Consider the following 23,801-nt stretch of genomic DNA (forward strand, 5'->3'; position numbering starts at 1 on the left):
CACATCCTCAAAATTAATCTGTTAAAGTCTTACATTGTACTAATATCAATAACAAAGCGATACTTCACATCTGAAGCCAGCACGCGCTTGTAAGCTTCATCGATCTGATCAGCTGAAATGACTTCAATCTGTGGAGCAATATTATGCTCTGAACAGAAATCAAGCATTTCCTGAGTCTCACGGATGCCGCCGATCAAAGAACCGGCAAATGAACGGCGATGGCCGATAAGAGAGAACACATTCAGTGACAGCGGCTCAGCAGGAGCGCCGACATTTACAATTGCGCCATCCAGTGCCAATAAAGAAATATAAGCATCAAGATTAATTTTTGCGCTCACTGTGTTAATGATTAAGTCAAAAGATCCAGCAAGCTTTTCAAATGTATCGGAGTCTTTTGTCGCGTAGTAATGATCTGCACCAAACTTCAAACCATCTTCTTTTTTATTCAAGGTTTGGGATAGAACCGTAACTTCTGCTCCCATTGCATGTGCAATTTTAACCGCCATATGGCCAAGACCGCCCATGCCGACAATCGCTACTTTCTTTCCTGGTCCGGCATTCCAATGATGCAGCGGGGAATAAGTTGTAATCCCTGCGCATAGCAGCGGTGCTGCTGCATCAAGTTCGATGTTATCAGGAATTCTGAGAACGAAGTCTTCTTCTACAACGATATGAGTGGAATAGCCGCCTTGCGTAGGCTCGCCGTATTTATCCACACCAGCATAGGTAGGAATATTTCCTTTTAGGCAGTATTGCTCTTCCCCTTTGCGGCAGTTTTCACAGTCGCCGCAGGAGCTGACCATACACCCAACTCCTACTCGGTCACCAACTTTATATTTTGATACCTCAGAACCTACCTCAGTTACAAAACCAGCAATTTCATGCCCTGGTACGAGGGGAAAGTTTACAGGACCCCACTCCTCATGAGCCGTATGGATGTCAGAGTGGCAAATGCCTGCATACTTGATCTCAATCAGCACATCTTTTGTGTCTAAATCCCGGCGCTCTATCTCCGCTTCCCGGAATGGCTTATCAGGTCCGTCAACAGCTCTTGCTTTTGCAGTAATCATTTGTTTCATCCTCCCATAGTTGAAGATTGGCATCTCCCTTTTTTCTTACTCAACACAAGCTTAACCCCTCTAGTTAACTCTAGGTCAAGCAAAAAGCTTCTGAGCAGAAGGGCGGTTCCGTTATACTAATAACAGATTGGTTTCGAAAGGAGAGCAAGAATGAAAACATACACAATCAGTGAAGCGGCCCAAAAATTAAATCTTACTGTGTACACTCTCCGCTACTATGACAAAGAAGGACTGCTGCCATTTGTAGAAAGAGAGCCTAACGGGACACGGCAATTTAAAGAATCTGATATTAGCGCGCTAAAGGTCATTGAGTGTCTGAAATCGACCGGGATGCCGATAAAGGAAATTAAGCATTTTATTGATTGGTGTTCCGATGGGGATTCCACGCTTCAGCAAAGATATGATATGTTTGTAGACCGAAAAGCCATTGTAGAAGCACAAATCGAGGAACTCAAGAAAACGATGGAAGTCATTGACCATAAATGCAGCTATTACCAAACTGCCTTGGAAGCTGGAACAGAACAAATTCATAAGAAAAACATTGCTCCGCTTCTTACGATTTAATTAAAAAAGCAGAATCTCTCCACTTAGGAAAGATTCTGCTTTTTTCATTATGCCTGCATTACAGCAAAATAATTTCCTTCTTCGTCTGCAAAGTTAAAGACTTTGCCAGAAGGCATAGCAACGATTTCTCCTACGGTAACTTGCTTTTCTGTAAGGTCTTGATGAAGCTGTTCGAGGTTTTCTGTGAAGAACATTAATGAAGGGGTGCCTAAGTTTAATTCTGGAGACATTTTTGCAACAACCTCTTTGTTAAACAAAACAAGGCTTGTGGCTGAATCTTTTGCAGGAGCTACTTCAATCCATCTCATGCCATTACTTTCTTCTTCAGAAATAACACTAAAGCCCGCCTTCTCTGTCCAAAACTTTACCGCTTTGTCCTGATCATTGACATACAGCATTACTTCCGCGATCTTTGAAATCATGCTTTCACTCCTTTGTCCATTTTACTTATCATAGCATGAAATGACATATTTTTACTTAAAGAACAAAAAATTTTGCATGTCTTATTCTCTGCTGGACTAAAAGAAAACCAGCTTGTTTTTATCTCCGGTATCTGTATCATTCGTTTTCCAATCTTTTGGATTCATATCATCGGGAGCTGTCCCATTCATGATATCCAGGTAGTGATTTGCTTTTCCCTCCATAAATTCAGCTCTTTGTTTTGCTTCTTTTAACTGCTCCTGTGCGATGTTTTTTTGTTTCATGATAATGCTGTACCGTTCTTTGATAGTAGATGGGCCTGCCAGACATAAATCAACATATGACTTAATATCTTCCACTGCCATTCCGCTTTGCTTCAAATGCTTCACACCAATCAGCCAATTTACTGATTCTTCATCAAAAAGGCGATTATTGTTTTTATCCCGCTGGACACTTGGAACGAGTCCTTTGTCGGTGTAATAGCGAACAGTATGTTCAGTTAATCCGAGCAGTCTGGACACTTCTTTCACTGTATAAATTTTAATCACTCCTTATAAAGTCTTCCGAAAAATTTTTTTCAAATCTCTTGCCTTCGTGTTACACGAAGGTGATAGGCTAATAATAGTTCAAGTTGCTGACAATGTAAATCCTAGCAAAAAAGATTAGTTTCTTGAGCAAAAAACAAGTTTGCAGGAGGAATAGTTTATGCAGCATGTCATTTTAAATAATGGTGTAGAGATGCCGATTCTTGGATTTGGTGTGTATCAAATTAATGATCCAAACCAATGTGAACTGGCGGTTTATGATGCCTTAATGACCGGATACCGGCTCATTGATACTGCAGCAGCTTATATGAATGAAGAAGCTGTCGGCAAAGCGATTAAGAGGAGCGGTATTCCGAGAGAAGAGATTTTTATTACGACAAAACTCTGGATTCAGGATGCCGGTTATGAGCCTGCGAAAGAAGCATTTGCAAAGTCGCTGGACCGATTGCAGACAGATTATCTTGATTTGTATTTAATTCACCAGCCGTTTGGCGATATATATGGTTCATGGCGTGCAATGGAGGAATTGTACCGCGAAGGAAAAATCAGAGCAATCGGGGTAAGCAACTTTTATATGGACCGTTTGGCTGATCTGATGGCCCATAACGAAGTAGTCCCTGCAGTCAATCAGGTTGAAACCCATCCTTTCTGCCAGCAAATCGAAAGCGCTGAGTTCATGAAAGAACACAATATTCAAATTGAGTCCTGGGGGCCTTTTGCAGAAGGAAAAAACAACATGTTCGAGAATGAAATATTAACCTCTATAGCAGAAAAATATAACAAATCCGCTGCACAGGTTATCCTAAGATGGTTAACACAACGAGGCGTCGTGGCGATTCCAAAATCAGTCCGAAAAGAAAGAATCGAAGAAAACTTCAATATTTTCGACTTTGAACTGGACAAGAAAGATCTTGAGCAAATCGCAGCATTGGATACAAAAGAGAGCGTATTTTTCTCTCATAGAGACCCTGAGTTCGTTAAAGGGCTCGGCAGTGTGAGATTTGATATCTAATCATCTTTAAGAGGAAAACCGATTTTCGATTTAGAAAATCGGTTTTTCATCATTCAATCCAGGTTTCGATCCAGAAGGACCCCTACTTGTTCGGCAATCACTTCTGTCGGTTCCTTTAATCCTTTCATGATCCACACTTCTACGATTTCAACAATCGCCGCACTAAAAAAGTTAAGGACCAATTCCTTGCTTAATCCTTTGTTTTTTCCTTCTGTTACATTCACTTCATCCTCTAATTCTTCCATGACGAACGCCAGGAAATGCTTTCTGAAGGTCGAGGCTCCTTTACTTGCTGTCATGGTATAAAAGAAAGAATGATGGCGTTCAAAGTAGTCAAACCAAATTAAATTTCCTTCTGCAAAACTTAAATCAGCTGCTGCTTTGCACAGCTTTCTTAACTCCTCGATATGCTCTTCAATCAGCTTTTCCAAGATATCAAATTTATCGAGGTAATGGTCATAGATGGTTCTCCGGCCAACATTGGCTCTGTCTGAAATATCCTGGATGGTGAGCTGGTCCAAGTTTTTATCCGACATCAGCTCAATAAACGCTTTTTTTATAGCCTCCTGGGATTTCTGTACTCTTCTATCTATTCTTGGCATGCTTTTCATTCACCAGTCTTTCATTATTTATCGCACAATTTACCTCAGCCTGAGCAATAACGCACAAATTTCGTAGTTTTGATTATTGCAGACGTTCCTTTTTGCCTTTATATTATACACAGATGTGCGATATCACATCAATGGGCAATTTAAATATCCTATCTATGAGGAGGTGCTGATCATGAACCGAATCGAAAAAAGCCAGTCAACGTTTCATCAGCTATTTGGCAAAGAAACATTTCCAGGTCATGCAGCCGACGCTGAATTTCATGAGATCATGAACCGGTTTATATATGGAGATGTTTTTGATCAAGGCAGCCTGAGCGATGAGGTGCGGGAGCAGATTACGCTTGTCGTTCTCACAGTTAATCATAGCCTGCCTCAGCTGAAGGAACATGTTCACGCTGCGTTAAACATCGGGGTGACACCCGCAGAAATAAAGGAAGCTGTCTACCAATGTGCTCCTTATATTGGATTCCCTAAAGTACTGAATGCGCTAGAGGAAGTAAATGAGGTTTTTAACACCAGGAAAATTGATCTGCCTGTAAAAAGTCAAAAACAAACTGGGGAGACGGACCGGTTTGACAAGGGCCTTGAAGTGCAGGTGAAGATTTTTGGTGATGTTATTCCAAAGATGCAAGAGAATGCCCCAGCCAATCAAAAGCACATCCAAGAGTATCTTTCTGCCTTTTGCTTCGGTGATTTTTACACGCGAAGCGGGCTTGATTTAAAAACACGGGAGCTGCTGACACTATGCATCATCACTGCACTAGGGGGAGCTGAAAGCCAAGTGAAATCCCATGTGCAGGGCAATATAAATACAGGAAATGATAAAGAAACACTGATTGCGGCCATTACTCATTGTCTGCCGTATATAGGGTTTCCGCGTACATTAAACGCATTAGCCTGCGTCAACGAAATCATACCTGAAGAGGAACGAAAGGAAGGAATTCATGATGACGATTCAAGATAAAGTGGTTGTGATGACAGGTGCATCATCCGGAATTGGAGAAGCAGCTGCTAAAGAGCTTGCATCAAAAGGAGCTAAGCTTGTACTTGCAGCCCGCCGTGAAGATCGTTTGAAGAACCTGCAAGAAGAAATTCAAACAGCTGGCGGAGAAGCGATCTATAAAGTAACAAACGTAGCTTCCCACAAAGAAATGGAAGAACTGGCCGAGTATGCTCTTCGTAAATTTGGAAAAATAGACGTATTAGTGAACAATGCAGGCATAATGCCGCAGGCTTTCCTAGCTGAAAATAAAGTCGACGAATGGGATCAAATGATTGATATCAATATTAAGGGCGTTCTTTACGGGATTGCGGCTATTGTCCCTTCTATGAGAGAGCGAAAATCCGGCCATGTCATCAACCTGTCTTCTGTAGCCGGCCACAATATTTATCCGGGCGGGACCGTTTATTGCGGAACAAAATTCGCTGTGAGAGCCATTTCAGAAGGATTGCGTCAGGAGGAAGCCATGAATGGCACAAACATTCGCGTGACAAACATCTCCCCAGGTGCTGTCACAAGCGAACTGTTAGAAACAACAACCGACCCGGCTATGAAAGCAGGACTTGAAGATTTCTACCAAGTAGCCATTGACTCCAGCAGCATTGCCCGTGCCATTGCCTTTGCGATCGAGCAGCCGGCAGACGTAGCATTAAATGAAATGATTATCCGTCCAACTGTACAAGTTGGTTAATACTTAGAAAAGGACGTGAATCGGACTATGAAAAATGAACAGCTAAAAAACAGCACGATTTTCCCGCTGGGGGAGAAAGTAGAACCAAACTTTGTCGGAGATGCCTTCCTGCAAATGGTCTTTACGGATTCCGAACCTCTTAATACATCGATTGGAAACGTCACCTTTGCCCCTGGTGCCCGCAACAACTGGCACACACATCACGTTGGACAAGTCCTTTTAGTAACAGGCGGGGAAGGCTGGTATCAAGAAGAGGGGCAACCGGCTAAATTGCTCAAAACCGGAGATGTCGTGAACATTCCTGCGAATGTGAAGCACTGGCATGGGGCCACAAAAGACAGCTGGTTTGTACACCTGGCGCTTACCCCAGGAGAAACGGATTGGTTAGAAGCCGTTGATGATGAGACCTATGATCAATTATAAGAAAGAAGCGCATTGAATCATTAGATTCGATGCGTTTTTTAGTAAGGAAATGATCCGCTCAAGAATAGATGAAGGAAAGAAAAATCAAATGAGGTAAAAGTTGATTGTAATTATATCGTATTATACGATATAATCGTTTATAACGATTAAGGTAAAGGAGTTTCTATTATGATTGAAAGCATAAATAAGTATTTCACCGATATTTACTATCATTTACATCCTGTACAAAAGGTACTCATTTCACATCAGAGTGTAAGAATCTTGCAAACGGTTCATAAAAAGCAGTATGTGATGATTCGGGACATTTCTGAGCATTTGCTGATTTCCCATAATACAGCTTCAGAGCATGTAAAGAAACTGGTGGTTAACGGGTGGCTGTATAAGGAAAGGTCACAGGAAGACCAGCGCAAAGTGTATCTCCATCTAACAGAAGCAGGTTTCTCTATTTTAAAAAATAATACAGAATTAGATGAGATGAGGCTAGACGCTGCACTGAACAAACTATCAGCCAGTGAAAAAGAGATGATTGTTAATGCACTGCGGCTTTTAAGTGAGGTCTCCAAGTAAATGTATACCGTTTTAAAAATTTTATGTTCAGCTGCCATAATTGGCCTGGTAACAGAATTGGCGAGACGATTCCCTTTATATGGCGGCATCGTGGCTGCCCTACCTTTAGTCAGTATTCTAAGTATTATTTGGCTGACTGTTCAAGGTGAATCCGCTCAAAGCATAAACAAGTTTACACTTGGTGTTTTAGCAGGATTTCCAGCAACGGCAGTTATGATATTAGTCATTTACTTAGCATTAAAAAACTCTGTACATTTAACTTTCGCTATTTTACTTGGAATAGTGGCGTGGGGGGTTTTTTTATTAGGCCAGAAGTTTATCATGTCGGCTTTTATTTCCTAAGGAAAGGCTATAAAAAAAATAAAAACCACCAACAGCTATGTATTGGTGGAGACGGTGGGAGTCGAACCCACGTCCAGAAATATCGGCACTTAAGCGTCTACGAGCGTAGTCGGCATATTAGCAATTCGCTGTGCCTTATGCCTGCCAACAGGCGTCCGGACAGCTAGTCTGATTAGTCTCTTCCATCATCCTCAGACGGAGGAATCAGGCGTAGCCCACTAAGAGTGAGTCCCTTACCCTACCACATGGGCGATGGAGGGAGGAACCGCTTATAGTCTGTTGTTACGCAGCTAAAGCGAGGTTGTTGTTAGATTTGCCAGTTATTATTGGCGTTGACGTTATTAACGAGATCGTCGACTCGGCTCGCAACCTAAGCTCGAACTACCCCTGTCGAATCCGTAACGTCCCCATATAAAAAGAGGTGTACGGGAAACTCTATAAGAGTAAGAGCTTAAATCACTTATGAAGTTTTCCTTGTGACACTATCTATTATATCATCTGGAGAAAGCAATTCAACTGTAAACAGCTTCCAGATGAGTAAGATCACTTGTTCTATTATAGCATATTTCCTTTATTCTGCAACGATGGCGCTTTACTCGGTTTTACCTTTTCGATAAACAAGAAAGGCTCCTGCAAGTGAAGCTGCTGCAAGGGCAAAATACAAGAATTCCATGAATATCATCTCGCTTTCAGGTTCAATAGTCCTTTTGGCGGTCGCGGAATGCGCGTTCCACTTCGCGTTTGGCTTCTTTCTTTTTCAAGTCCTCACGCTTATCATATTTCTTTTTCCCTTTTCCAAGGCCAATTAACACTTTTGCAAAGCCATTTTTCAAATAAATCTTCAGCGGGACAAGCGCATAGCCTTCTTCCTTTGTCATCCCGATCAGCTGGCTGATTTGCTTTTTATGAAGCAGGAGCTTTCTGGACCGGAGCGGATCATGGTTGTACCGGTTTCCTTGCTCATAAGGGCTTATATGCATGTTGAGCAGGTAGACTTCTCCGTTTTCCACCCGTGCATAGGAATCCTTCAGGTTCAGTCTGGCATTGCGGATGGATTTAATTTCTGTTCCCTGCAGGACAATCCCTGCTTCGTATGTTTCTTCTATAAAATAATCGTGGTTGGCTTTTTTATTTTGTGCCAGTACTTTCCCTTGTCCTTTAGGCATTGACCCGGTGCCTCCTCCCAAAACATGCTTCTCTGTTTGCTTTTGCGATAGCTTCTATCATACCAAATTTCTTGGATCTTCTCAACTGAGAACCGTTCGAATCCAATAAGAAACAGGAAGCCAAAGAATGGCTTCCTGCAGAGAATTAGCGTTTCTTCTTTTTCCGCTTCGCCTTCGGGCTGTTTTCAAACGATTTCTTTTTCTTTTTCCGCGGCCCTCTTGTGGTCCAGCCGTCTTCTGTTGTACCGCTTCTTTCCTTGCTGCGGCTGCTGCGTCCCCCGCTGCCGCCTTTGGAGTCTTTTCCGCCGCCTCTAATGACCTTTGGCGCCTCTTTAGGAGGTCTTCTTCTAGTGCCCTTCATGCCGACAATCTCAAAATCGATTGCGCGTTCATCTTTATCAACTTTGACAACCCTGATCGTGATTTCGTCTCCGATTCGGTAGACATTTCCTGTTCTCTCGCCGATCATCGCGTACGATTTTTCGTCATAGCGGTAATAGTCATCCGTCATGTAGCTGACGTGAACAAGGCCTTCAATCGTATTTGGAAGCTCTACAAACATCCCGAAGTTTGTGACAGAGCTGATAATGCCATCATATTCTTCGCCGATTTTATCCATCATGTATTCGGATTTTTTCAGATCATCCGTTTCCCGCTCTGCTTCAACAGCACGGCGCTCCATGTTGGAAGATTGCTCCGCAATTTCCGGAAGCTTCTCCGCCCATTTTGCCTTTGTATCGTCATCCACTTTGCCTTGGATAAGATATGTGCGGATCAATCGGTGCACAATCAAATCCGGGTAGCGGCGGATTGGGGATGTAAAGTGCGTATAAAACTCTGTTGAAAGACCAAAGTGGCCTAAGCTCGCCGGATCATACTTCGCCTGTTTCATGGAGCGGAGCATAACAGTGGAAATAACCATTTCCTCCGGCTGGCCATGCACCTCTTCCAGAATTTTTTGGAGTGCCTGCGGATGAATACTGTTGGCACTGCCTTTAACCGCATAGCCGAAGTTTGTGATAAATTCCAGGAATCGCTGCAGTTTTCCTTCATCTGGGTCTTCATGAATCCGATAAATAAACGGCACGTTCATCCAGTGGAAATGCTCTGCTACCGTTTCGTTTGCAAGCAGCATAAATTCTTCAATCAATTTTTCGGCTACAGACCGTTCTCGAATCGCCACATCGTATGGCTTGCCTTCATCGTCCACTAGCACTTTAGCTTCCTTGAAGTCAAAGTCAATGGCTCCGCGGTTGAACCTTTTTGTGCGGAGCACCTGTGCCAGCTCCTCCATCAGCTCAAACATAGGAACAAGCGGCTCATAGCGTTCTTTCAAGCTTTGGTCCTTTTCCACAAGGATGCTGTTCACATCGGAATACGTCATTCTCTCCGTTGTTTTAATCACACTTTGGAAAATTTCATGGTTAACGACTTCTCCATCGCTGTCAACTTCCATTTCACATGAAAGAGTCAGACGGTCAACCTTTGGATTCAGGGAGCAGATGCCGTTTGATAATCTGTGAGGAATCATCGGAATAACGCGGTCGACTAAATAAACACTTGTCGCGCGGTCCAAAGCTTCTTTATCAATCGGAGAATTTTCAGTGACATAGTGGCTCACGTCTGCGATATGAACGCCAAGCTTGTAATTGCCGTTTTCAAGCTTCGTAACCGTTACCGCATCATCGAGGTCCTTCGCGTCTGCGCCATCAATTGTCACGATAACTTGATCTCTGAGATCGCGTCTGTCTTTTATATCGCTTTCTGAAATGGTTTCCGGCACATCATTCGCCTGGCGAAGAACGTCGCCCGGGAATTCCTGCGGCAGACCGTGCTTGTGAATAACGGAAATGATATCGACCCCAGGATCATTTTTATGTCCGAGAATGCGGATAACTTCCCCTTCAGCATTGCGGCGGCCTTCCGGATAGGTCGTAATTTTCACAACTACCTTATGCCCTTCAATAGCTCCGTTTGAAGCTTCACGCGGAATAAAGACATCGCTTGCAATCTTTTTATCATCTGCAATCACAAAGCCGAAGTTCTTGCTTTCCGTATAAGTGCCGACAATCTCCTTGATGCTGTGTTCAAGAATCCGGATAATTGTGCCTTCTTTTCTCGCGCCCGAGCTGCTTGTGCTGACACGAACGAGCACAATATCGCCGTGCATCGCATTATTCAGCTCATTCGGCGGAATAAACACATCGTTCATTTCCCGATCCTCAGGAGCTACAAAGGCAAATCCTTTGGCATGTCCGGACACTTTGCCGCGAATGAGGTTCATCTTTTCGGGAAGGCCATAGCGGTTGCTGCGCGTGCGGACGATATCCCCCTGCTCTTCCATTAAAACGAGCGCCTTCACGAGGCTTTTAAAATCCGCCGCATCCGTTATGCCGAGCGATTCTTCGAGTTCCTGTATTGTAAGTGGTTTGTAAGCTTCTTCCTTCATAAAAGACAGAAGCTGGTCAACGTATTTCTGAATATCTTGATCCATTTGCGCCTTCCCTCCTTGGAGACTTTACTGCCAGTCGAGACGTTCCAAGAACTGATAGAAATCCTCATGAACCTTGTCGCGTTCTTTATCGAGCGTAATCACGTGTCCGGACTCTTCATACCATTTTATTTCTTTCACGTCTGTTTCGACTTCATTATAAATAATATTTGCACTATCTGTATTAATCATGTGATCATGGCGTGCCTGCACAACAAACGTTGGAGAATAGATATGATCGACATGCTCTCTCACATCCGCGATCAGCTCCTGCAAAGCAGCAAGCGTGTTCATCGGTGTTTTCGCAAAGTCCTTCATTTCCTCTTCAATCTGTTCGTCGTCCTTGCCTTCAAATTTCTTATAATTGCGCGCATAATCGAGGACGCCCTGATACATCACTTCCTCGCTTTTTATGTACATCGGAGCACACATGGTCACGATACCCTTAACAGGTACAGTGTAACCCAGTTTGAGCGAAAATACCCCTCCTAGGGACAATCCTCCAACTGCAATCTCTTCATAACCTAAGCTTTTCAGATGTTCATAGCCCTCCATGACATCCTTCCACCAATCCTCAGGTCCAGTATGAACCAGTTCATCCGGCGGAACGCCATGACCTTTATATTGAGGGGCATGGCACGTATAACCGCGCTCGTTTAAATAGCGTGCAAGCATCCGGACATCTGCCGTATTGCCCGTAAAGCCATGCAGCAGCAAAACCGCCCGCTTTCCCCCCTCAAATGTTAATGGTTTTGGTAAAACTCGTCTCATTCCCATAGTTCTCCTTCTTTTCTGACTGATATGTCTAGTTTTCCTAAATTCCCGCACTTCTATTAAATCAAACGCTCGGGGAAAAGACAAAAAGCACGGCTGTCATGTATGAAAAAAGAAGCCTGTTCTGCAGGCTTCTTTTTTATAGTCCGAAATATGAAATACCGATTGTCAAAACAAAGAAAATGACAGACAACACAACAGTTGTACGGCTGAGAACCAAATCAATGCCGCGCGCTTTTTGCTTGCCGAAAAGCTGCTCTGCTCCGCCTGAAATCGCACCGGAAAGACCTGCACTTTTGCTGGATTGCAGCAAAACCACAATAATCAGCGCAACACAGTCGATCACAAGCAGGCTGATAAGGACGATATGCAATGCACTCATCTGTAATTGACCTCCTGAAAGCCCGTTTTACAATAGTTTTAATGTACCATATATTTGAATGCTTGTCGATAGGGTGACTGCCGGTCATGGCAGCCGGAATTTTATTCACTTTTGAAGCCATTTCATGGTGTAAATAATGCCGAAAGTATAAAAAATTCCCTCAAACGAGCAAAAATCACCCGTCAGCAGGCTCTTTATTCAAATTCTTCATCTTCTGAGCGGGCTAAAATGGGTTTTATATGCGGCTTTTAGACTTTTATTTGCGGGTTGAGTCATTTTATATGCAGCTTTTTGAAATTTATTTGCAGGTTCAGAGATTTTATCTGCAGGTTTTTCATGCTTCAAGCGAAACTGAACTTTTCGCATGCAGGTTAAGCTCTTTACGTGCGGCTTAACAGATTTATTTGCAGGTTCCTCCCCTCCCCTGTCCCTATGAAAAAAGAACACCCGGGAGGAGCCGGGTGTTCTTCATCTATTATTACTTCTTCAGGTTATAGAAAGATTTTAATCCTTCGTAAACCGCTAAGCCGCCAAGCTCGTCTTCGATACGAAGCAATTGGTTGTATTTAGCGATACGGTCAGTACGGCTAAGGGAACCAGTTTTGATTTGGCCAGCGTTTGTTGCAACAGCGATGTCAGCGATTGTTGCGTCTTCTGTTTCGCCTGAACGGTGGGATACAACTGCTGTGTAGCCAGCGCGTTTTGCCATTTCGATTGCTTCGAATGTCTCAGTCAGTGTACCGATTTGGTTCACTTTGATCAGGATGGAGTTGCCAACACCCTGTTCGATGCCTTGAGCCAATTTTTGTGTGTTTGTTACGAACAGATCGTCACCAACCAATTGTACTTTTCCGCCAAGACGGTCAGTCAATTGTTTGTGTCCAACCCAGTCATTTTCGTCCAAGCCGTCTTCAATAGAGATGATTGGGAATTCGTTCACCAATTGCTCATAGAAGTCAACCATTTCGGCAGATGTTAAGCCAGTGCGGCCTTCGCCTGCAAGGTCGTATTTGCCTGTTTCTTTGTTGTAGAACTCAGAAGAGGCAACGTCCATGCCGAGCATAACGTCTCTTCCTGGCTCATAGCCGGCTTTTTTGATGGCTTCCATGATCACTTCTAGTGCTTCACGGTTAGAACCAAGGTTTGGAGCAAATCCGCCTTCATCACCTACAGCTGTGTTGAGGCCTTTACCTTTTAGGACTGATTTCAATGCATGGAATACTTCCGCACCTGTGCGAAGCGCTTCTTTGAAGCTTGGAGCTCCTACAGGCAGGATCATGAATTCCTGGAAGTCAACGTTGTTGTCAGCATGAGATCCGCCATTGATGATGTTCATCATTGGTGTTGGAAGCTGCTTCGCGTTGAATCCGCCAAGGTAGCGGTACAATGGAAGGCCAACATAGTCAGCTGCTGCATGAGCAACTGCCATAGATACGCCAAGAATCGCATTGGCACCTAATTTGCCTTTGTTTTCTGTTCCGTCAAGCTCAATCATGATGCGGTCAATGCCGACTTGGTCTGTCACATCAAGGCCGATGATTTCTTCAGCGATTACAGAGTTTACGTTTTCTACGGCTTGAATAACACCTTTTCCAAGGTAGCGTTCTTTGTCGCCGTCACGAAGTTCTACTGCTTCGTGCTCCCCAGTGGAGGCACCGCTTGGAACGATTGCGCGTCCGAATGCGCCTGATTCTGTGAAAACTTCTACTTCAACTGTTGGGTTACCGCGGGAGTCAAGTACTTCGCGTGCATATACGTCAACAATGTATGGCATGTGTAATTCTCTCCTTTAAAATAAATTATTTTTGGATCAGGGAGTTCCCTGTCATTTCTTTTGGTTTTTCTACGTTCAATAGGTCAAGAAGCGTTGGTGCAAGGTCACCTAAAATTCCATCATGGCGAAGCTCTGCGCCTTCTTTTGTGACGATAACCGGCACAGGATTTGTTGTATGAGCTGTGTGCGGTGTTCCTTCTTCCGTGATCAGAACGTCAGCATTGCCGTGATCAGCAGTGATGATCGCTGCGCCGCCTTTGGCTAAAATCGCGTCCACAACTTCTCCAAGGCACTCGTCAACTGCTTCGATGGCTTTAATCGTCGGCTCTACTTTGCCTGAATGTCCAACCATGTCAGGGTTGGCAAAGTTTAGAATGATCGCATCCTGCGTTCCTGCTTCTATTTCCTTCACGAGCGCATCTTTCACTTCATACGCACTCATTTCAGGCTTCAAATCGTAAGTGGCTACTTTTGGAGAATCAATCAGGATTCTCTTTTCGCCTTCAAATTCTTTTTCACGTCCGCCGCTCATAAAGAACGTCACATGCGGATATTTTTCTGTTTCTGCGATGCGGAGCTGATTCAAGCCGTTCTGGGCCAGCACTTCGCCAAGTGTATTATCAAGGCCAACCGGCTTGAACGCAACGAATCCGTCGACAGATTCGCTGAAGTGCGTCAGGCACACAAAGAACAGGTTCTTCGGATGATTGTCACCGCGGTCGAAATCACGGAAATCATCGTTAGCGAATGTATTGGAAATCTGAATGGCACGGTCAGGGCGGAAATTATAAAAAATAATGGCATCATTATCTTCTATTTTCGCTACCGGTGAGCCATCTTCCTTTGTCAGAACAGAAGGAATGACGAACTCATCATAGATTTCGTTTTTATAGCTGTCTTCTACAAGTTCAATTGGATCCTTATAAGTCGGGCCTTCGCCGTAAGCCATCGCGCGATAGGCTTTTTCAACGCGGTCCCAGCGCTTGTCGCGGTCCATTGAATAGTAGCGGCCGGAAATTGTCGCAATCTTGCCGACTCCGTATTCATCCATTTTTTCCTGCAGCGCCCGAATGTACTTTTCAGCTGTTTGAGGACCAACATCCCGTCCGTCAAGAAAGCCGTGAACATAAACATTCTCCACGCCTTCTTCTTTTGCGAGGCGCAATAGAGCATACAGGTGCTCGATGTGGCTGTGCACGCCGCCGTCAGACAGCAATCCGAATAAGTGCAGGTTCGTGCCGTTCTTTTTCGCATGATCCATAGCTTGAAGGAAGGTTTCGTTTTTCTCGAATTCTCCTTCACGGATCGCAACATTCACACGCGTTAAGCTTTGATAAACGATGCGTCCTGCACCGATATTCAAATGTCCTACTTCAGAGTTCCCCATCTGGCCTTCCGGAAGGCCGACAGCTTCGCCTGAAGCCCGCAATGTGGCATGAGGATACTTGTTCCAGTACCTGTCAAAGTTCGGTTTTTTTGCTTGTGCTACAGCATTGCCTTTTGTTTCTTCCCTCAGGCCAAGGCCGTCGAGAATAATAATGGCAAATGGTTTTTTACTCATTTTTTCCTGCCTCCAATAGCTGCAAGAAGGATTGCGCTTCAAGGCTTGCGCCTCCGACAAGGGCACCGTCGATATCCGGCTGTGCCATGTATTCCTTAATGTTTCCAGGCTTTACACTGCCGCCGTACTGAATGCGTACGGCATCTGCCGTATCCTGTGAAAATTGTTCAGCAATCACACTGCGGATATGGGCGCATACTTCGTTTGCATCCTCTGCAGTAGATGATTTGCCTGTACCGATTGCCCAGATTGGCTCATAAGCCACAACTGTTTGTTTTACCTGGTCTTCAGACAGGCCTTGCAACGCCGCTTTCACTTGATTGCCGACAAGCTCGTTTGTTTTGCTCGCTTCACGCTCTTCCAGCGTTTCACCGCAGCAAACAATCGGTGTCAGGCCGTATTGAAAAGCAGCCAATGTTTTCTTATTAACTGTTTCATCTGTTTCAGCGAACATTTCGCGGCGTTCAGAGTGGCCAAGGATGACGTATTCTACGCCAAGATCCTTTAAAGCAGCAGGGCTTGTCTCTCCAGTGAACGCGCCGCTTTCTTCAAAGTGCATGTTTTGTGCGCCGACTTTCAGTTCAGTTCCTTTTGCAGCCTGTACAAGACTGTCCAGGAAAAGAGCTGGTGCACAAACGACGGATTCAACGCTCTCGCTTGAAGGAATAAGAGTTTTTACTTCCTCAGTGAAGCTTTTTGCCTCTGACAGCACTTTATTCATTTTCCAGTTTCCTGCAATGATTGGTTTTCTCATTTTGAACATTCCTTTCATTAACAAGCTGGGATCTTATTTATCATTTAGAGCGACTACGCCTGGAAGCTCTTTGCCTTCCATAAACTCAAGCGAAGCACCGCCGCCTGTTGAAATGTGGTCCATTTTATCTGCATAGCCGAATTTTTCAACAGCTGCTGCGGAATCGCCGCCGCCAATGACTGTGTATGTATCTTCTGCAGCTGCCATCGCTTCTGCCACAGCCTTTGTACCATTCGCAAATGCATCCAGTTCGAACACGCCAAGAGGTCCGTTCCAGATAACAAGCTTGGACTTTTTAATCACTTCTTCGTAAACTTCACGGGATTTCGGGCCAGCGTCAAGGCCTTCCCAGTCTTCCGGAATGCTGTCAATGGCAACGATTTGCGTGTTGGCATCGTTTGAGAAGTCATCTGCTACAACGACATCAATTGGCATATAGAAGTTTACGCCGTTTTTCTTTGCTTTTTCCATGAAGGATTTCGCAAGCTCAACCTTGTCTTCCTCAAGCAAAGATTTTCCAACGTTGTGTCCAAGAGCTTTAATGAATGTATAAGCAAGGCCTCCGCCGATAATCAGGTTATCGACTTTATCGAGCAGGTGATCGATGACGCCAATTTTGTCTTTTACTTTCGCTCCGCCGATGATTGCTGTGAATGGACGTTCAGGTGTTGACAGCGCTTTTCCAAGAACCTCAAGTTCTTTTTCCATCAAAAAGCCTGCAACTGCCGGAATATGCTCGGCAATGCCAGCTGTTGAAGCATGTGCGCGGTGAGCAGCGCCGAAAGCGTCATTCACAAAAACATCTGCAAGTTCTGCAAATTGTTTTGCCAGCTCAGGGTCATTTTTTTCTTCGCCAGGATAAAAGCGGACATTTTCAAGAAGAATGACATCGCCTTCCTGCATGCTGCTGATCTCAGACTTTACGCTATCGCCATAAGCTTCATCCAGCTTCTTGACATCCTTGCCAAGAAGTTCCTGAAGACGCTTTGCCGGTGCGTTCAAGCGAAGTTCTTCCACAACCTGGCCTTTTGGACGGCCAAGGTGGCTTGCCAGAAGTACCTTTGCCCCTTGCTCGATCATGTACTGGATCGTTGGAAGAGCTGCACGGATGCGCGTATCATCTGTTATGCTGCCTTCGTTCATTGGAACGTTGAAGTCAACGCGGCAAAATACGGTTTTGCCTTTCAGATCGACATCTTTTACCGATTTTTTGTTCATTGTCCCTGAGTACCTCCTTGAATTGGTGTTCTCTTAAACAAAGAAAGCAAAGAAAAAAAGAGGAGGGGGAATGTTGTGGTCCCCTTCCCCTCTTTCGCTTTCATTATAGCGTTTATTTAACCAGAGTCCAAGCAAGACCCTGCTTGCATTTATTTCTTATTCTTACAGGCCTTTTGATGCAAGGTATGCTGCAAGATCAACGACACGGTTGGAGTAGCCAGTTTCGTTATCATACCAAGAGATAACTTTTACCATGCTGCCTTCCATAACCATTGTAGAAAGAGCATCGATTGTGGAAGAGTTTGTGTTTCCGTTGTAGTCACCGGATACAAGCGGCTCTTCAGAGTAGCCAAGGATGCCTTTCAAGTCGCCTTCAGCTGCTTCTTTCAGTGCAGAGTTGATGTCTTCAACTGTTACGTCTTTGTCAAGCTCAGCTACAAGGTCAACAAGAGATACGTTTGGAGTTGGAACACGCATCGCTCCGCCGTTCAATTTGCCTTTCAGTTCAGGCAATACAAGTGATACTGCTTTTGCAGCGCCAGTTGTTGTCGGAATGATGTTTTCCGCAGCTGCGCGCGCACGGCGGTAATCTTTGTGCGGAAGGTCAAGAATCTGCTGGTCATTTGTGTAAGAGTGAACAGTTGTCATCATACCGCGTTTGATGCCGAACTTGTCATTCAATACTTTTGCAAACGGCGCAAGGCAGTTTGTTGTGCAAGATGCGTTGGAAATGACATCATGGCTTCCAGCATCGTATTTGTCTTCGTTAACGCCCATAACGATAGTGATGTCTTCATCTGTTGCAGGTGCAGAGATGATGACTTTTTTCGCGCCGGCTTCAAGGTGCTTCGCAGCGTCAGCGCGCTTAGTGAAACGGCCAGTAGATTCAACAACAACTTCTACTCCAAGATCGCCCCATCCAAGCTGTGCAGGGTCGCGCTCTGCCAACACTTTGATTTCTTTGCCGTTAACAACAAGGTTGCTGCCGTTAACAGAAACTTCAGCATCAAGTTTGCCGTGAACAGAGTCATATTTTAGTAGGTGAGCAAGCATGTTTGCATCTGTAAGGTCATTTACAGCAACTACTTCAACCTCTGAATTTTTTAAAGCTGCACGAAATACGTTACGGCCGATACGGCCAAATCCGTTAATACCAATTTTTACTGCCATGGGTATTTCCTCCTTTAATTAAGTGAGAAATTTATATTTAGGGAGTTGAATCCCTTAATAACTCTTTTGCGGCACCTTCATCTGTTACAAGAACCGTATCCAAGGCCTGCTTCATATAAGCTTTGATTGCTTTCGCCTTTGAAGCTCCTCCGGCTACTGCAATCACGTGGGGCGTTGAACCGAGATCCTCCAGCTGAATGCCGACTGTCTGAACTTTGTGAATGACTTCGCCGTCCTGGTTAAAGTAATAGCCGAACGATTCGGCGACTGCCGCGTTTCTTCGGATCTTTTCGAGATCCTCAGGCGTAGTGCGCCGTCTTTCTGCCATTGTGAGCGCGTCACCGATGCCATGAACCACCATGCCGGCGGATTTGATCAGGGTGAGAAGCTCTTTAATGGACGGCTCGCGCAGAATGGAATGATAGACTTCTGTGCTGACTTGGTCAGGTACATGAAGAAGGCGGTAGTTTCCCATTGCCTTCTCTGCCATTTTGGCGCAGATGGTGTTCGCCTGGTTTTCCACGTTTTCTCCAAGTCCGCCCCTTGCGGGAACAAACAGGAGATCCGGGTTTTTATAATCCGGCGTCATCATTTCTGCCACAGCAGCCAATGTCGTTCCTCCAGTCACAGCGACGATAGTATTTCCTGAAAGGCGCTCTTTTATACACGCCGAACAGGCTCTTCCCATTTCTTTTTTCACAAGGGGTGACTGGTCGCTGTCTCCCGAAACAATAATGACCCGCTTCAGGTTCAGCCTTTCTCTTAATGTAATTTCCATCTGGCTTAAACCTAAAACATCTTTCATCATTTCTTCAAGCAACTGTAATAAGGAAGCCCCATCATCTGTCAAAAGCATTCCTGATGGGAAAACATCAATGAGATCCTGATCCTTCAAAAATTGAACCTCTGCTCTGAGCACTCTTTCGCTTGTTCCAAGACTCAGTGCAAGAGCTCTCCGGCCGATTGGCTGCATCAGCCGTATGTATTGCAGGATCTGGTAGCGCTTCTGCATCACAGCCAAAAGATCAGGAAGCAATTTTCTCTGGACTTCTATTAATTCTCTCATTTTGATTTTCCTTTCAAAACAAGTTACCGGGACTAAAAACGTCCCTGTGTGACATATTGTGTCCCGCATAAGCCAAAAAAAAATCACCCTTGCTACATTTATATTCTAACAGGGTGTTTTTTGTTATTCAATCATTCTTTCTCGTGTAACCGTTTACTTATAAAATCTTTTTCAAACGCGCCATAACCAGCCTCTTTTCCATCAATAAAAAGCACAGGAATCATCAGCTGATACCGGGAAAGCAGCTCATCGTCACTATAAATATCTACAATAGTTAACTCAAATGGAGATTCTTTCAAAAGATCTTCCAAAAGCCTCTCTGCATCCTCGCAAAGATGGCAGCCTTTTTTAGAATATAAGGTTATTTTTTTCAAGCCCCGCTGCTCCCATCATATCGTTTTCGCAGTGCTGAAGAAGGAATACTCAGCTGCTCCCGGTATTTGGCAACAGTCCGCCTTGAAATCGCAATCTGTTCCTTTTCCTTTAAAAGCTCTGCCATTTTCTGGTCTGATAAAGGCGCCTGTTTATCCTCCCGCTTCACAAGTTCAGCAAGACGCATTTTAATAGAAGAGGAGGATTGATCTCCTTCCTGTTCCACTCCCTGTGAGAAAAAGGAGCGGATTTCACACAAGCCTGTAGGCAGCTGAACATATTTATCCTTGACCGCTCTGCTGACAGTTGACTCATGAATGCCGCATGCATCGGCAATATCTCTTAACGTCATAGGCCTCAGGAGCTCTGGCCGCCCTGTAAGAAAAAACTCTGCCTGCTGCTCAATAATAGCCGCCATTACCCGGATCATGGTGGATTTTCTTTGAGAAAGAGCTTTTTGCAGCCAGCGGTACTGCTTCCATTTGCCTTTTAGAAAATGGCCTGCTTCAGAATGCTCCCGTTCCAATAAAAATTGGCTGTATTCCATGCTTAAGCCAAGCTCGGGATGTGTCCCATTATTGTAGCTGATAACGAATTCCCCATCCTTCTTCTCCAAAAGCAGATCAGGCACAAGGTACGGCTCCCGCTCCTTCCGGAAGGCAAGCCCTGGGCGGGGATTCAGCTTTCTGATAAAATCATGCATTTCCTGCAATTCTGTCAGTGGAATCCCGGCAGACTTTGAGAGCTGCTTCCATGATTTTTCCGCAAATAAAAGAAAATACTTTTCTATGACTTCCTCGAGTTTCATCTTCCTTTCCGGCAGACGGCGAAGCTGGAGGAGAAGGCATTCCTGAAGGCTGCCCGCTGCGATACCTGCCGGCTCAAGCGACTGCAGCAAATGAAGCGATCGCTTAACCTCTTCCAAATCTGCCCCTGTCCTTACAGCCAGCTCCTCAGCCGTCTCTTCTAAGTAACCGTTTTCATTTAAACTGTCTATTAAAGACTCAGTCAGTTTTTTCTCCGCTCCGCTGAGAGAATGCGACAGCAGCTGCAGCCGTAAATATTCAGCAAGCCCCGGCTTTTCTGAGCCAATATTTTCGATGCCGTCACTTGTACTCTTGTTTTTTGGCTTATGCCCTTTATGGTACAATTCAATTGGAGCATCCTGTTCCTTAATTTCAATGAGGGGATTTTCAAGTGAAAGCTCCTGCAGATACTGGGCAAGCTCAAGTGATGAATACTGAAGAAGTGAAATGGCCTGCATCATTTGCTGCGTCATGTTCAGCCTCAGTGACTGCTCCTGAAATAAACCCGCTTTCATTTCCATCACGTTTCCCCCCTTTGCATTTATTTTACATCAACCCCGCTATCCCGTATATGGATAGATGAGGAAGGAGTCCATTTATGAGCGAATTATTTTCCGTGCCTTATTTTGAAAGCAATTTAAAGCAGCACATTGACATGAACAAGGACAAAAGCAGCCGCACCGATGCTATGAACAGCTATTACAGGTCCGTCGTCTCCACCCTTGTACAGGACCAGCTGACGAAAAATGCAGAAGTGCTTAAACGAATTCAAAATCTTGATGAAGCATACAACAAAGTAAAAGTACAAGGCTGAAGCAAGGAAAAAATTACCCCTTTACTTTCAATTGGAATGGTAATAAACTAAGGACAAGTTGAGCGGCCAAGAGCCGCAACACACTCGTCATTCCAGTCCAGTGGCGGCTCACTGGACGTACATAACTTAATCTAATAACGTATGATGCACCCGCTGTTTTTTGCAGCGGGTTTTTAGTTTTTATCACAAAAAAAGAACCCATTATTTTCAGGGTTCTTCATACACGGTTTGATTTTCTTCTATATTGATACTGCTGCCACTGAAACCGGATAAAGCAGCCGACGCAGAAGCCCAGAATGGCAATAAAGGCTGCCAGAAAAACAAGGGTAGTGAAGACATAAGCGAGAATCATCCAGTGCATTGCATAGCCGATCAGCCCAATAGCCAAGCAGACAACAGCGATCATCTGATTGAATTGCTGCTGATCAAAATCTTCTTGGGTATACGCTGAAGGAGGCTTCAGCAAAAACGTTTTAGCTGCCTTCATGACTGGATTGAAGTGGAAAATAAGCCCCATTAGGCCGGCGATCAGCGGAAGAAGCAGAATCCAGCTCCATCCGGTCACCCACACTGCAAGGACAGACAGCACGATAAACCATTGGTTTGTCAAAACAAGAGGTTTAGGAACAGTTTTCATTATATCCCACCTATCCTATTGGATTATAAGAATTTTAACCATTATAGCATGATTTGTGAATATAAAAAAACGAGCTGCAGCTGAGCTCGTTTACGTAAAATGGTGCAAGACCTGTTCCAGGCTTGCTTTCACTTGTACTTTATCCAGCTTCACACCGAGGCGCACCATTCTCCGACGATCCAGTCGGCGAACATGATTTGCCTCTCCCATCACGCAATTTACCTATCTTTATTACTACACAAAAGATTTGAAAAAAATAAAAAAACCTCCTGCACAGCTATTTTGTACAGAAGGTTAGTATGTAGTATTGGCGCGCTCGGAGGGATTCGAACCCCCGGCAGACGTGGTACCGGAAACCACCGCTCTATCCAACTGAGCTACGAGCGCAAATAAGTGTCAGCAAAAAATATTATATGATACCAGGCATGGAATAGCAAGGGGAAATTTTAGCCATGCCTTTAAATCACTGCTGCGTTCTTCTCACCGGCCGTTCAAGACTGTACAATGCATCATCAAATTCAGCCATTCTCTCCTGCAGAACTGTCCTTGCATCCGCCACTCCCTGGTTATAGATAATGGCTCCAACCTCTTTCAGGAAGAAATCAAGCATCAGCTCAGCCGCAAGTTCTCCGATTGATTCATCTCTTTCCCGCTCGAAATAGCTTTGTATTTTTTCTACCATTTCCTGTTTGTATTCATCGCTTATTTTCAGATCCATTCTGTCTGCCTCCAATCCCCTTTCTGCCAGTATGCCAGAAAAAAGACAGGAGAGAAAGCGCTGTTTAAATTACGCTATTCGGGGTATGATGAATACATGTATAAGCTGGGTGCTTCATATATTGATAATGTTGAACCATATCGTTTGACCTTAATTGACCATAGGTTGTATGATAGGTGTACATAAGGATTACAGTTGGATTAAAGGGAGGAAAATAAGAATGAATTTAATTCCTACAGTTATTGAACAAACAAACCGCGGGGAACGCGCTTACGACATTTATTCCCGTTTGCTGAAAGACCGTGTCATCATGCTTGGAAGCGGAATTGACGACAACGTATCTAATGCGATTGTAGCACAGCTTCTATTCCTTGAAGCAGAAGACCCTGAAAAAGACATTACGATTTACATCAACAGCCCAGGCGGATCCATCACTGCCGGAATGGCGATTTATGACACAATGCAATATATCCGTCCTGACGTTTCCACAATCTGCATCGGTATGGCTGCTTCAATGGGCGCCTTCCTTCTTGCAGCAGGAACAAAAGGAAAACGCTTTGCACTTCCAAACAGTGAAGTAATGATTCATCAGCCGCTTGGCGGAGCTCAAGGTCAGGCAACGGAGATTGAAATTGCCGCAAAACGCATTCTCTTCCTTCGTGAAAAACTGAACCAGATTCTTTCTGAGCGCACTGGCCAAACCATCGATGTCATCAGCCGCGACACTGACCGCGACAACTTTATGACAGCTGATCGTGCTCTTGAATACGGCTTGATTGACAAAGTCATCACAAGAAACAACCTTGAAAAGAAATAATGCACACAGAGCTGCCCGAATTGCCGG

27 protein-coding genes, 1 tRNA gene and 1 other RNA gene are annotated in these 23,801 nt (G+C 44.5%); 9 read left to right on the plus strand and 20 right to left on the minus strand.

Going from position 1 to position 23,801, the window contains the following annotated elements; translation table 11 throughout:
• Positions 1–29: 29 nt before the first annotated feature.
• Positions 30–1,070, minus strand: a complete 1,041-nt coding sequence (locus LRR81_RS15735) for an NAD(P)-dependent alcohol dehydrogenase (protein WP_231790342.1) — start codon at positions 1,068–1,070, stop codon at positions 30–32.
• Positions 1,071–1,229: 159 nt separating this feature from the next.
• On the opposite strand from LRR81_RS15735, the gene LRR81_RS15740 reads away from it, so the two are divergent.
• Positions 1,230–1,643: a MerR family transcriptional regulator gene (locus tag LRR81_RS15740; RefSeq protein WP_231790343.1), complete on the plus strand. Its 414-nt coding sequence runs from the start codon at positions 1,230–1,232 to the stop codon at positions 1,641–1,643.
• 47 nt (positions 1,644–1,690) lie between these two features.
• Here LRR81_RS15740 and LRR81_RS15745 read toward each other — a convergent pair whose 3' ends face one another.
• Both LRR81_RS15745 and LRR81_RS15750 read right to left on the minus strand, forming a co-directional pair.
• Complete coding sequence (locus LRR81_RS15745; RefSeq protein ID WP_231790344.1) at positions 1,691–2,065, minus strand: VOC family protein; 375 nt, start codon at positions 2,063–2,065, stop codon at positions 1,691–1,693.
• Between the two features lie 96 nt (positions 2,066–2,161).
• Positions 2,162–2,602, minus strand: a complete 441-nt coding sequence (locus LRR81_RS15750) for a MerR family transcriptional regulator (protein ID WP_231790377.1) — start codon at positions 2,600–2,602, stop codon at positions 2,162–2,164.
• Between the two features lie 166 nt (positions 2,603–2,768).
• Here LRR81_RS15750 and LRR81_RS15755 point away from each other — a divergent pair, with 166 nt between their 5' ends.
• The gene (locus LRR81_RS15755) at positions 2,769–3,620 is read left to right on the plus strand and encodes an aldo/keto reductase (protein ID WP_231790345.1); all 852 of its coding nucleotides are present in this window, start codon (positions 2,769–2,771) and stop codon (positions 3,618–3,620) included.
• Positions 3,621–3,673: 53 nt separating this feature from the next.
• Here LRR81_RS15755 and LRR81_RS15760 read toward each other — a convergent pair whose 3' ends face one another.
• Positions 3,674–4,222 (minus strand): TetR/AcrR family transcriptional regulator, encoded by a 549-nt coding sequence (locus LRR81_RS15760; protein WP_231790346.1) that lies wholly within the window; start codon positions 4,220–4,222, stop codon positions 3,674–3,676.
• 181 nt (positions 4,223–4,403) lie between these two features.
• On the opposite strand from LRR81_RS15760, the gene LRR81_RS15765 reads away from it, so the two are divergent.
• From LRR81_RS15765 to LRR81_RS15785, 5 genes are all read left to right on the plus strand, one after another.
• Positions 4,404–5,195: a carboxymuconolactone decarboxylase family protein gene (locus LRR81_RS15765; RefSeq protein WP_231790347.1), complete on the plus strand. Its 792-nt coding sequence runs from the start codon at positions 4,404–4,406 to the stop codon at positions 5,193–5,195.
• The gene (locus LRR81_RS15770) at positions 5,176–5,922 is read left to right on the plus strand and encodes an SDR family oxidoreductase (RefSeq protein WP_231790348.1); all 747 of its coding nucleotides are present in this window, start codon (positions 5,176–5,178) and stop codon (positions 5,920–5,922) included. The genes LRR81_RS15765 and LRR81_RS15770 overlap by 20 nt, the downstream gene beginning before the upstream one ends.
• A gap of 27 nt (positions 5,923–5,949) precedes the next feature.
• On the plus strand, positions 5,950–6,345 hold the full coding sequence (locus tag LRR81_RS15775) for a cupin domain-containing protein (RefSeq protein WP_231790349.1): 396 nt from the start codon (positions 5,950–5,952) through the stop codon (positions 6,343–6,345).
• A 168-nt stretch (positions 6,346–6,513) separates the two neighbouring features.
• Positions 6,514–6,912, plus strand: coding sequence for a MarR family winged helix-turn-helix transcriptional regulator (locus tag LRR81_RS15780; RefSeq protein ID WP_231790350.1), 399 nt, complete (start codon positions 6,514–6,516; stop codon positions 6,910–6,912).
• Positions 6,913–7,254, plus strand: a complete 342-nt coding sequence (locus tag LRR81_RS15785; RefSeq protein ID WP_231790351.1) for a DUF3147 family protein — start codon at positions 6,913–6,915, stop codon at positions 7,252–7,254. It abuts the gene before it with no gap.
• 43 nt (positions 7,255–7,297) lie between these two features.
• Here LRR81_RS15785 and ssrA read toward each other — a convergent pair.
• The 13 genes from ssrA to rpoN all read right to left on the minus strand — a co-directional run bounded on the left by ssrA (position 7,298) and on the right by rpoN (position 21,309).
• Positions 7,298–7,663: a transfer-messenger RNA gene (gene ssrA / locus LRR81_RS15790) on the minus strand.
• 286 nt (positions 7,664–7,949) lie between these two features.
• On the minus strand, positions 7,950–8,420 hold the full coding sequence (smpB, locus tag LRR81_RS15795; protein WP_231790352.1) for an SsrA-binding protein SmpB: 471 nt from the start codon (positions 8,418–8,420) through the stop codon (positions 7,950–7,952).
• 145 nt (positions 8,421–8,565) lie between these two features.
• On the minus strand, positions 8,566–10,914 hold the full coding sequence (rnr, locus tag LRR81_RS15800) for a ribonuclease R (RefSeq protein ID WP_231790353.1): 2,349 nt from the start codon (positions 10,912–10,914) through the stop codon (positions 8,566–8,568).
• Positions 10,915–10,938: 24 nt separating this feature from the next.
• Positions 10,939–11,682, minus strand: coding sequence for an alpha/beta hydrolase (locus LRR81_RS15805; protein WP_231790354.1), 744 nt, complete (start codon positions 11,680–11,682; stop codon positions 10,939–10,941).
• 142 nt (positions 11,683–11,824) lie between these two features.
• Positions 11,825–12,058, minus strand: coding sequence for a preprotein translocase subunit SecG (gene secG / locus LRR81_RS15810; RefSeq protein WP_231790378.1), 234 nt, complete (start codon positions 12,056–12,058; stop codon positions 11,825–11,827).
• A gap of 487 nt (positions 12,059–12,545) precedes the next feature.
• The gene (gene eno, locus LRR81_RS15815) at positions 12,546–13,841 is read right to left on the minus strand and encodes a phosphopyruvate hydratase (RefSeq protein WP_231790355.1); all 1,296 of its coding nucleotides are present in this window, start codon (positions 13,839–13,841) and stop codon (positions 12,546–12,548) included.
• A 25-nt stretch (positions 13,842–13,866) separates the two neighbouring features.
• Positions 13,867–15,402 (minus strand): 2,3-bisphosphoglycerate-independent phosphoglycerate mutase, encoded by a 1,536-nt coding sequence (gene gpmI, locus LRR81_RS15820; protein ID WP_231790356.1) that lies wholly within the window; start codon positions 15,400–15,402, stop codon positions 13,867–13,869.
• Positions 15,395–16,156: a triose-phosphate isomerase gene (gene tpiA / locus LRR81_RS15825; RefSeq protein ID WP_231790357.1), complete on the minus strand. Its 762-nt coding sequence runs from the start codon at positions 16,154–16,156 to the stop codon at positions 15,395–15,397. Before tpiA ends, gpmI begins: the two co-directional genes overlap by 8 nt.
• 33 nt (positions 16,157–16,189) lie before the next feature.
• Positions 16,190–17,374: a phosphoglycerate kinase gene (locus tag LRR81_RS15830; protein WP_231790358.1), complete on the minus strand. Its 1,185-nt coding sequence runs from the start codon at positions 17,372–17,374 to the stop codon at positions 16,190–16,192.
• Positions 17,375–17,536: 162 nt separating this feature from the next.
• Positions 17,537–18,544 carry a type I glyceraldehyde-3-phosphate dehydrogenase gene (gap, locus tag LRR81_RS15835; RefSeq protein ID WP_231790359.1) on the minus strand — a complete coding sequence of 336 codons (1,008 nt, stop codon included), beginning with the start codon at positions 18,542–18,544 and terminating at the stop codon, positions 17,537–17,539.
• A gap of 37 nt (positions 18,545–18,581) precedes the next feature.
• Positions 18,582–19,610, minus strand: coding sequence for a sugar-binding transcriptional regulator (locus LRR81_RS15840; RefSeq protein ID WP_231790360.1), 1,029 nt, complete (start codon positions 19,608–19,610; stop codon positions 18,582–18,584).
• A 131-nt stretch (positions 19,611–19,741) separates the two neighbouring features.
• Entirely contained in the window at positions 19,742–19,984 is a 243-nt protein-coding gene (locus LRR81_RS15845; RefSeq protein ID WP_231790361.1) for a glutaredoxin family protein, read from the minus strand.
• Positions 19,981–21,309 carry an RNA polymerase factor sigma-54 gene (gene rpoN / locus LRR81_RS15850; protein WP_231790362.1) on the minus strand — a complete coding sequence of 443 codons (1,329 nt, stop codon included), beginning with the start codon at positions 21,307–21,309 and terminating at the stop codon, positions 19,981–19,983. Before rpoN ends, LRR81_RS15845 begins: the two co-directional genes overlap by 4 nt.
• 77 nt (positions 21,310–21,386) lie before the next feature.
• Between rpoN and yvfG the strand changes: the two genes are divergently transcribed.
• Entirely contained in the window at positions 21,387–21,602 is a 216-nt protein-coding gene (gene yvfG / locus LRR81_RS15855) for a protein YvfG (protein WP_231790363.1), read from the plus strand.
• 217 nt (positions 21,603–21,819) lie between these two features.
• Here the strand turns inward: yvfG and LRR81_RS15860 are convergent, their stop codons facing one another.
• The 3 genes from LRR81_RS15860 to LRR81_RS15870 all read right to left on the minus strand — a co-directional run bounded on the left by LRR81_RS15860 (position 21,820) and on the right by LRR81_RS15870 (position 22,957).
• Positions 21,820–22,239: a DUF4395 domain-containing protein gene (locus tag LRR81_RS15860; RefSeq protein ID WP_231790364.1), complete on the minus strand. Its 420-nt coding sequence runs from the start codon at positions 22,237–22,239 to the stop codon at positions 21,820–21,822.
• A gap of 308 nt (positions 22,240–22,547) precedes the next feature.
• Positions 22,548–22,626: transfer RNA gene (locus tag LRR81_RS15865), tRNA-Arg, on the minus strand.
• Between the two features lie 76 nt (positions 22,627–22,702).
• Positions 22,703–22,957, minus strand: a complete 255-nt coding sequence (locus tag LRR81_RS15870; RefSeq protein WP_231790365.1) for a DUF2164 domain-containing protein — start codon at positions 22,955–22,957, stop codon at positions 22,703–22,705.
• Positions 22,958–23,177: 220 nt separating this feature from the next.
• Here LRR81_RS15870 and clpP point away from each other — a divergent pair, with 220 nt between their 5' ends.
• Complete coding sequence (clpP, locus tag LRR81_RS15875) at positions 23,178–23,774, plus strand: ATP-dependent Clp endopeptidase proteolytic subunit ClpP (RefSeq protein ID WP_231790366.1); 597 nt, start codon at positions 23,178–23,180, stop codon at positions 23,772–23,774.
• The last annotated feature ends 27 nt before the right edge of the window (positions 23,775–23,801 follow it).

The organism is Metabacillus kandeliae, assembly GCF_021166585.1.
In the GTDB taxonomy this organism is placed as follows: Bacteria; Bacillota; Bacilli; order Bacillales; family Bacillaceae; genus Metabacillus_B; species Metabacillus_B kandeliae.

Excerpts from the sequence above, each read along its gene's own strand:
- LRR81_RS15735 (WP_231790342.1), bottom strand. The coding sequence starts at position 1,070 with ATGATTACTGCAAAAGCAAGAGCTGTTGACGGACCTGATAAGCCATTC.
- LRR81_RS15740 (WP_231790343.1), top strand. The coding sequence starts at position 1,230 with ATGAAAACATACACAATCAGTGAAGCGGCCCAAAAATTAAATCTTACT.
- LRR81_RS15745 (WP_231790344.1), bottom strand. The coding sequence starts at position 2,065 with ATGATTTCAAAGATCGCGGAAGTAATGCTGTATGTCAATGATCAGGAC.
- LRR81_RS15755 (WP_231790345.1), top strand. The coding sequence starts at position 2,769 with ATGCAGCATGTCATTTTAAATAATGGTGTAGAGATGCCGATTCTTGGA.
- LRR81_RS15760 (WP_231790346.1), bottom strand. The coding sequence starts at position 4,222 with ATGCCAAGAATAGATAGAAGAGTACAGAAATCCCAGGAGGCTATAAAA.
- LRR81_RS15765 (WP_231790347.1), top strand. The coding sequence starts at position 4,404 with ATGAACCGAATCGAAAAAAGCCAGTCAACGTTTCATCAGCTATTTGGC.
- LRR81_RS15770 (WP_231790348.1), top strand. The coding sequence starts at position 5,176 with ATGATGACGATTCAAGATAAAGTGGTTGTGATGACAGGTGCATCATCC.
- LRR81_RS15775 (WP_231790349.1), top strand. The coding sequence starts at position 5,950 with ATGAAAAATGAACAGCTAAAAAACAGCACGATTTTCCCGCTGGGGGAG.
- LRR81_RS15780 (WP_231790350.1), top strand. The coding sequence starts at position 6,514 with ATGATTGAAAGCATAAATAAGTATTTCACCGATATTTACTATCATTTA.
- LRR81_RS15785 (WP_231790351.1), top strand. The coding sequence starts at position 6,913 with ATGTATACCGTTTTAAAAATTTTATGTTCAGCTGCCATAATTGGCCTG.
- smpB (WP_231790352.1), bottom strand. The coding sequence starts at position 8,420 with ATGCCTAAAGGACAAGGGAAAGTACTGGCACAAAATAAAAAAGCCAAC.
- rnr (WP_231790353.1), bottom strand. The coding sequence starts at position 10,914 with ATGGATCAAGATATTCAGAAATACGTTGACCAGCTTCTGTCTTTTATG.
- LRR81_RS15805 (WP_231790354.1), bottom strand. The coding sequence starts at position 11,682 with ATGAGACGAGTTTTACCAAAACCATTAACATTTGAGGGGGGAAAGCGG.
- eno (WP_231790355.1), bottom strand. The coding sequence starts at position 13,841 with ATGCCATACATTGTTGACGTATATGCACGCGAAGTACTTGACTCCCGC.
- gpmI (WP_231790356.1), bottom strand. The coding sequence starts at position 15,402 with ATGAGTAAAAAACCATTTGCCATTATTATTCTCGACGGCCTTGGCCTG.
- tpiA (WP_231790357.1), bottom strand. The coding sequence starts at position 16,156 with ATGAGAAAACCAATCATTGCAGGAAACTGGAAAATGAATAAAGTGCTG.
- LRR81_RS15830 (WP_231790358.1), bottom strand. The coding sequence starts at position 17,374 with ATGAACAAAAAATCGGTAAAAGATGTCGATCTGAAAGGCAAAACCGTA.
- gap (WP_231790359.1), bottom strand. The coding sequence starts at position 18,544 with ATGGCAGTAAAAATTGGTATTAACGGATTTGGCCGTATCGGCCGTAAC.
- LRR81_RS15840 (WP_231790360.1), bottom strand. The coding sequence starts at position 19,610 with ATGAGAGAATTAATAGAAGTCCAGAGAAAATTGCTTCCTGATCTTTTG.
- rpoN (WP_231790362.1), bottom strand. The coding sequence starts at position 21,309 with ATGGAAATGAAAGCGGGTTTATTTCAGGAGCAGTCACTGAGGCTGAAC.
- yvfG (WP_231790363.1), top strand. The coding sequence starts at position 21,387 with ATGAGCGAATTATTTTCCGTGCCTTATTTTGAAAGCAATTTAAAGCAG.
- LRR81_RS15860 (WP_231790364.1), bottom strand. The coding sequence starts at position 22,239 with ATGAAAACTGTTCCTAAACCTCTTGTTTTGACAAACCAATGGTTTATC.
- LRR81_RS15870 (WP_231790365.1), bottom strand. The coding sequence starts at position 22,957 with ATGGATCTGAAAATAAGCGATGAATACAAACAGGAAATGGTAGAAAAA.
- clpP (WP_231790366.1), top strand. The coding sequence starts at position 23,178 with ATGAATTTAATTCCTACAGTTATTGAACAAACAAACCGCGGGGAACGC.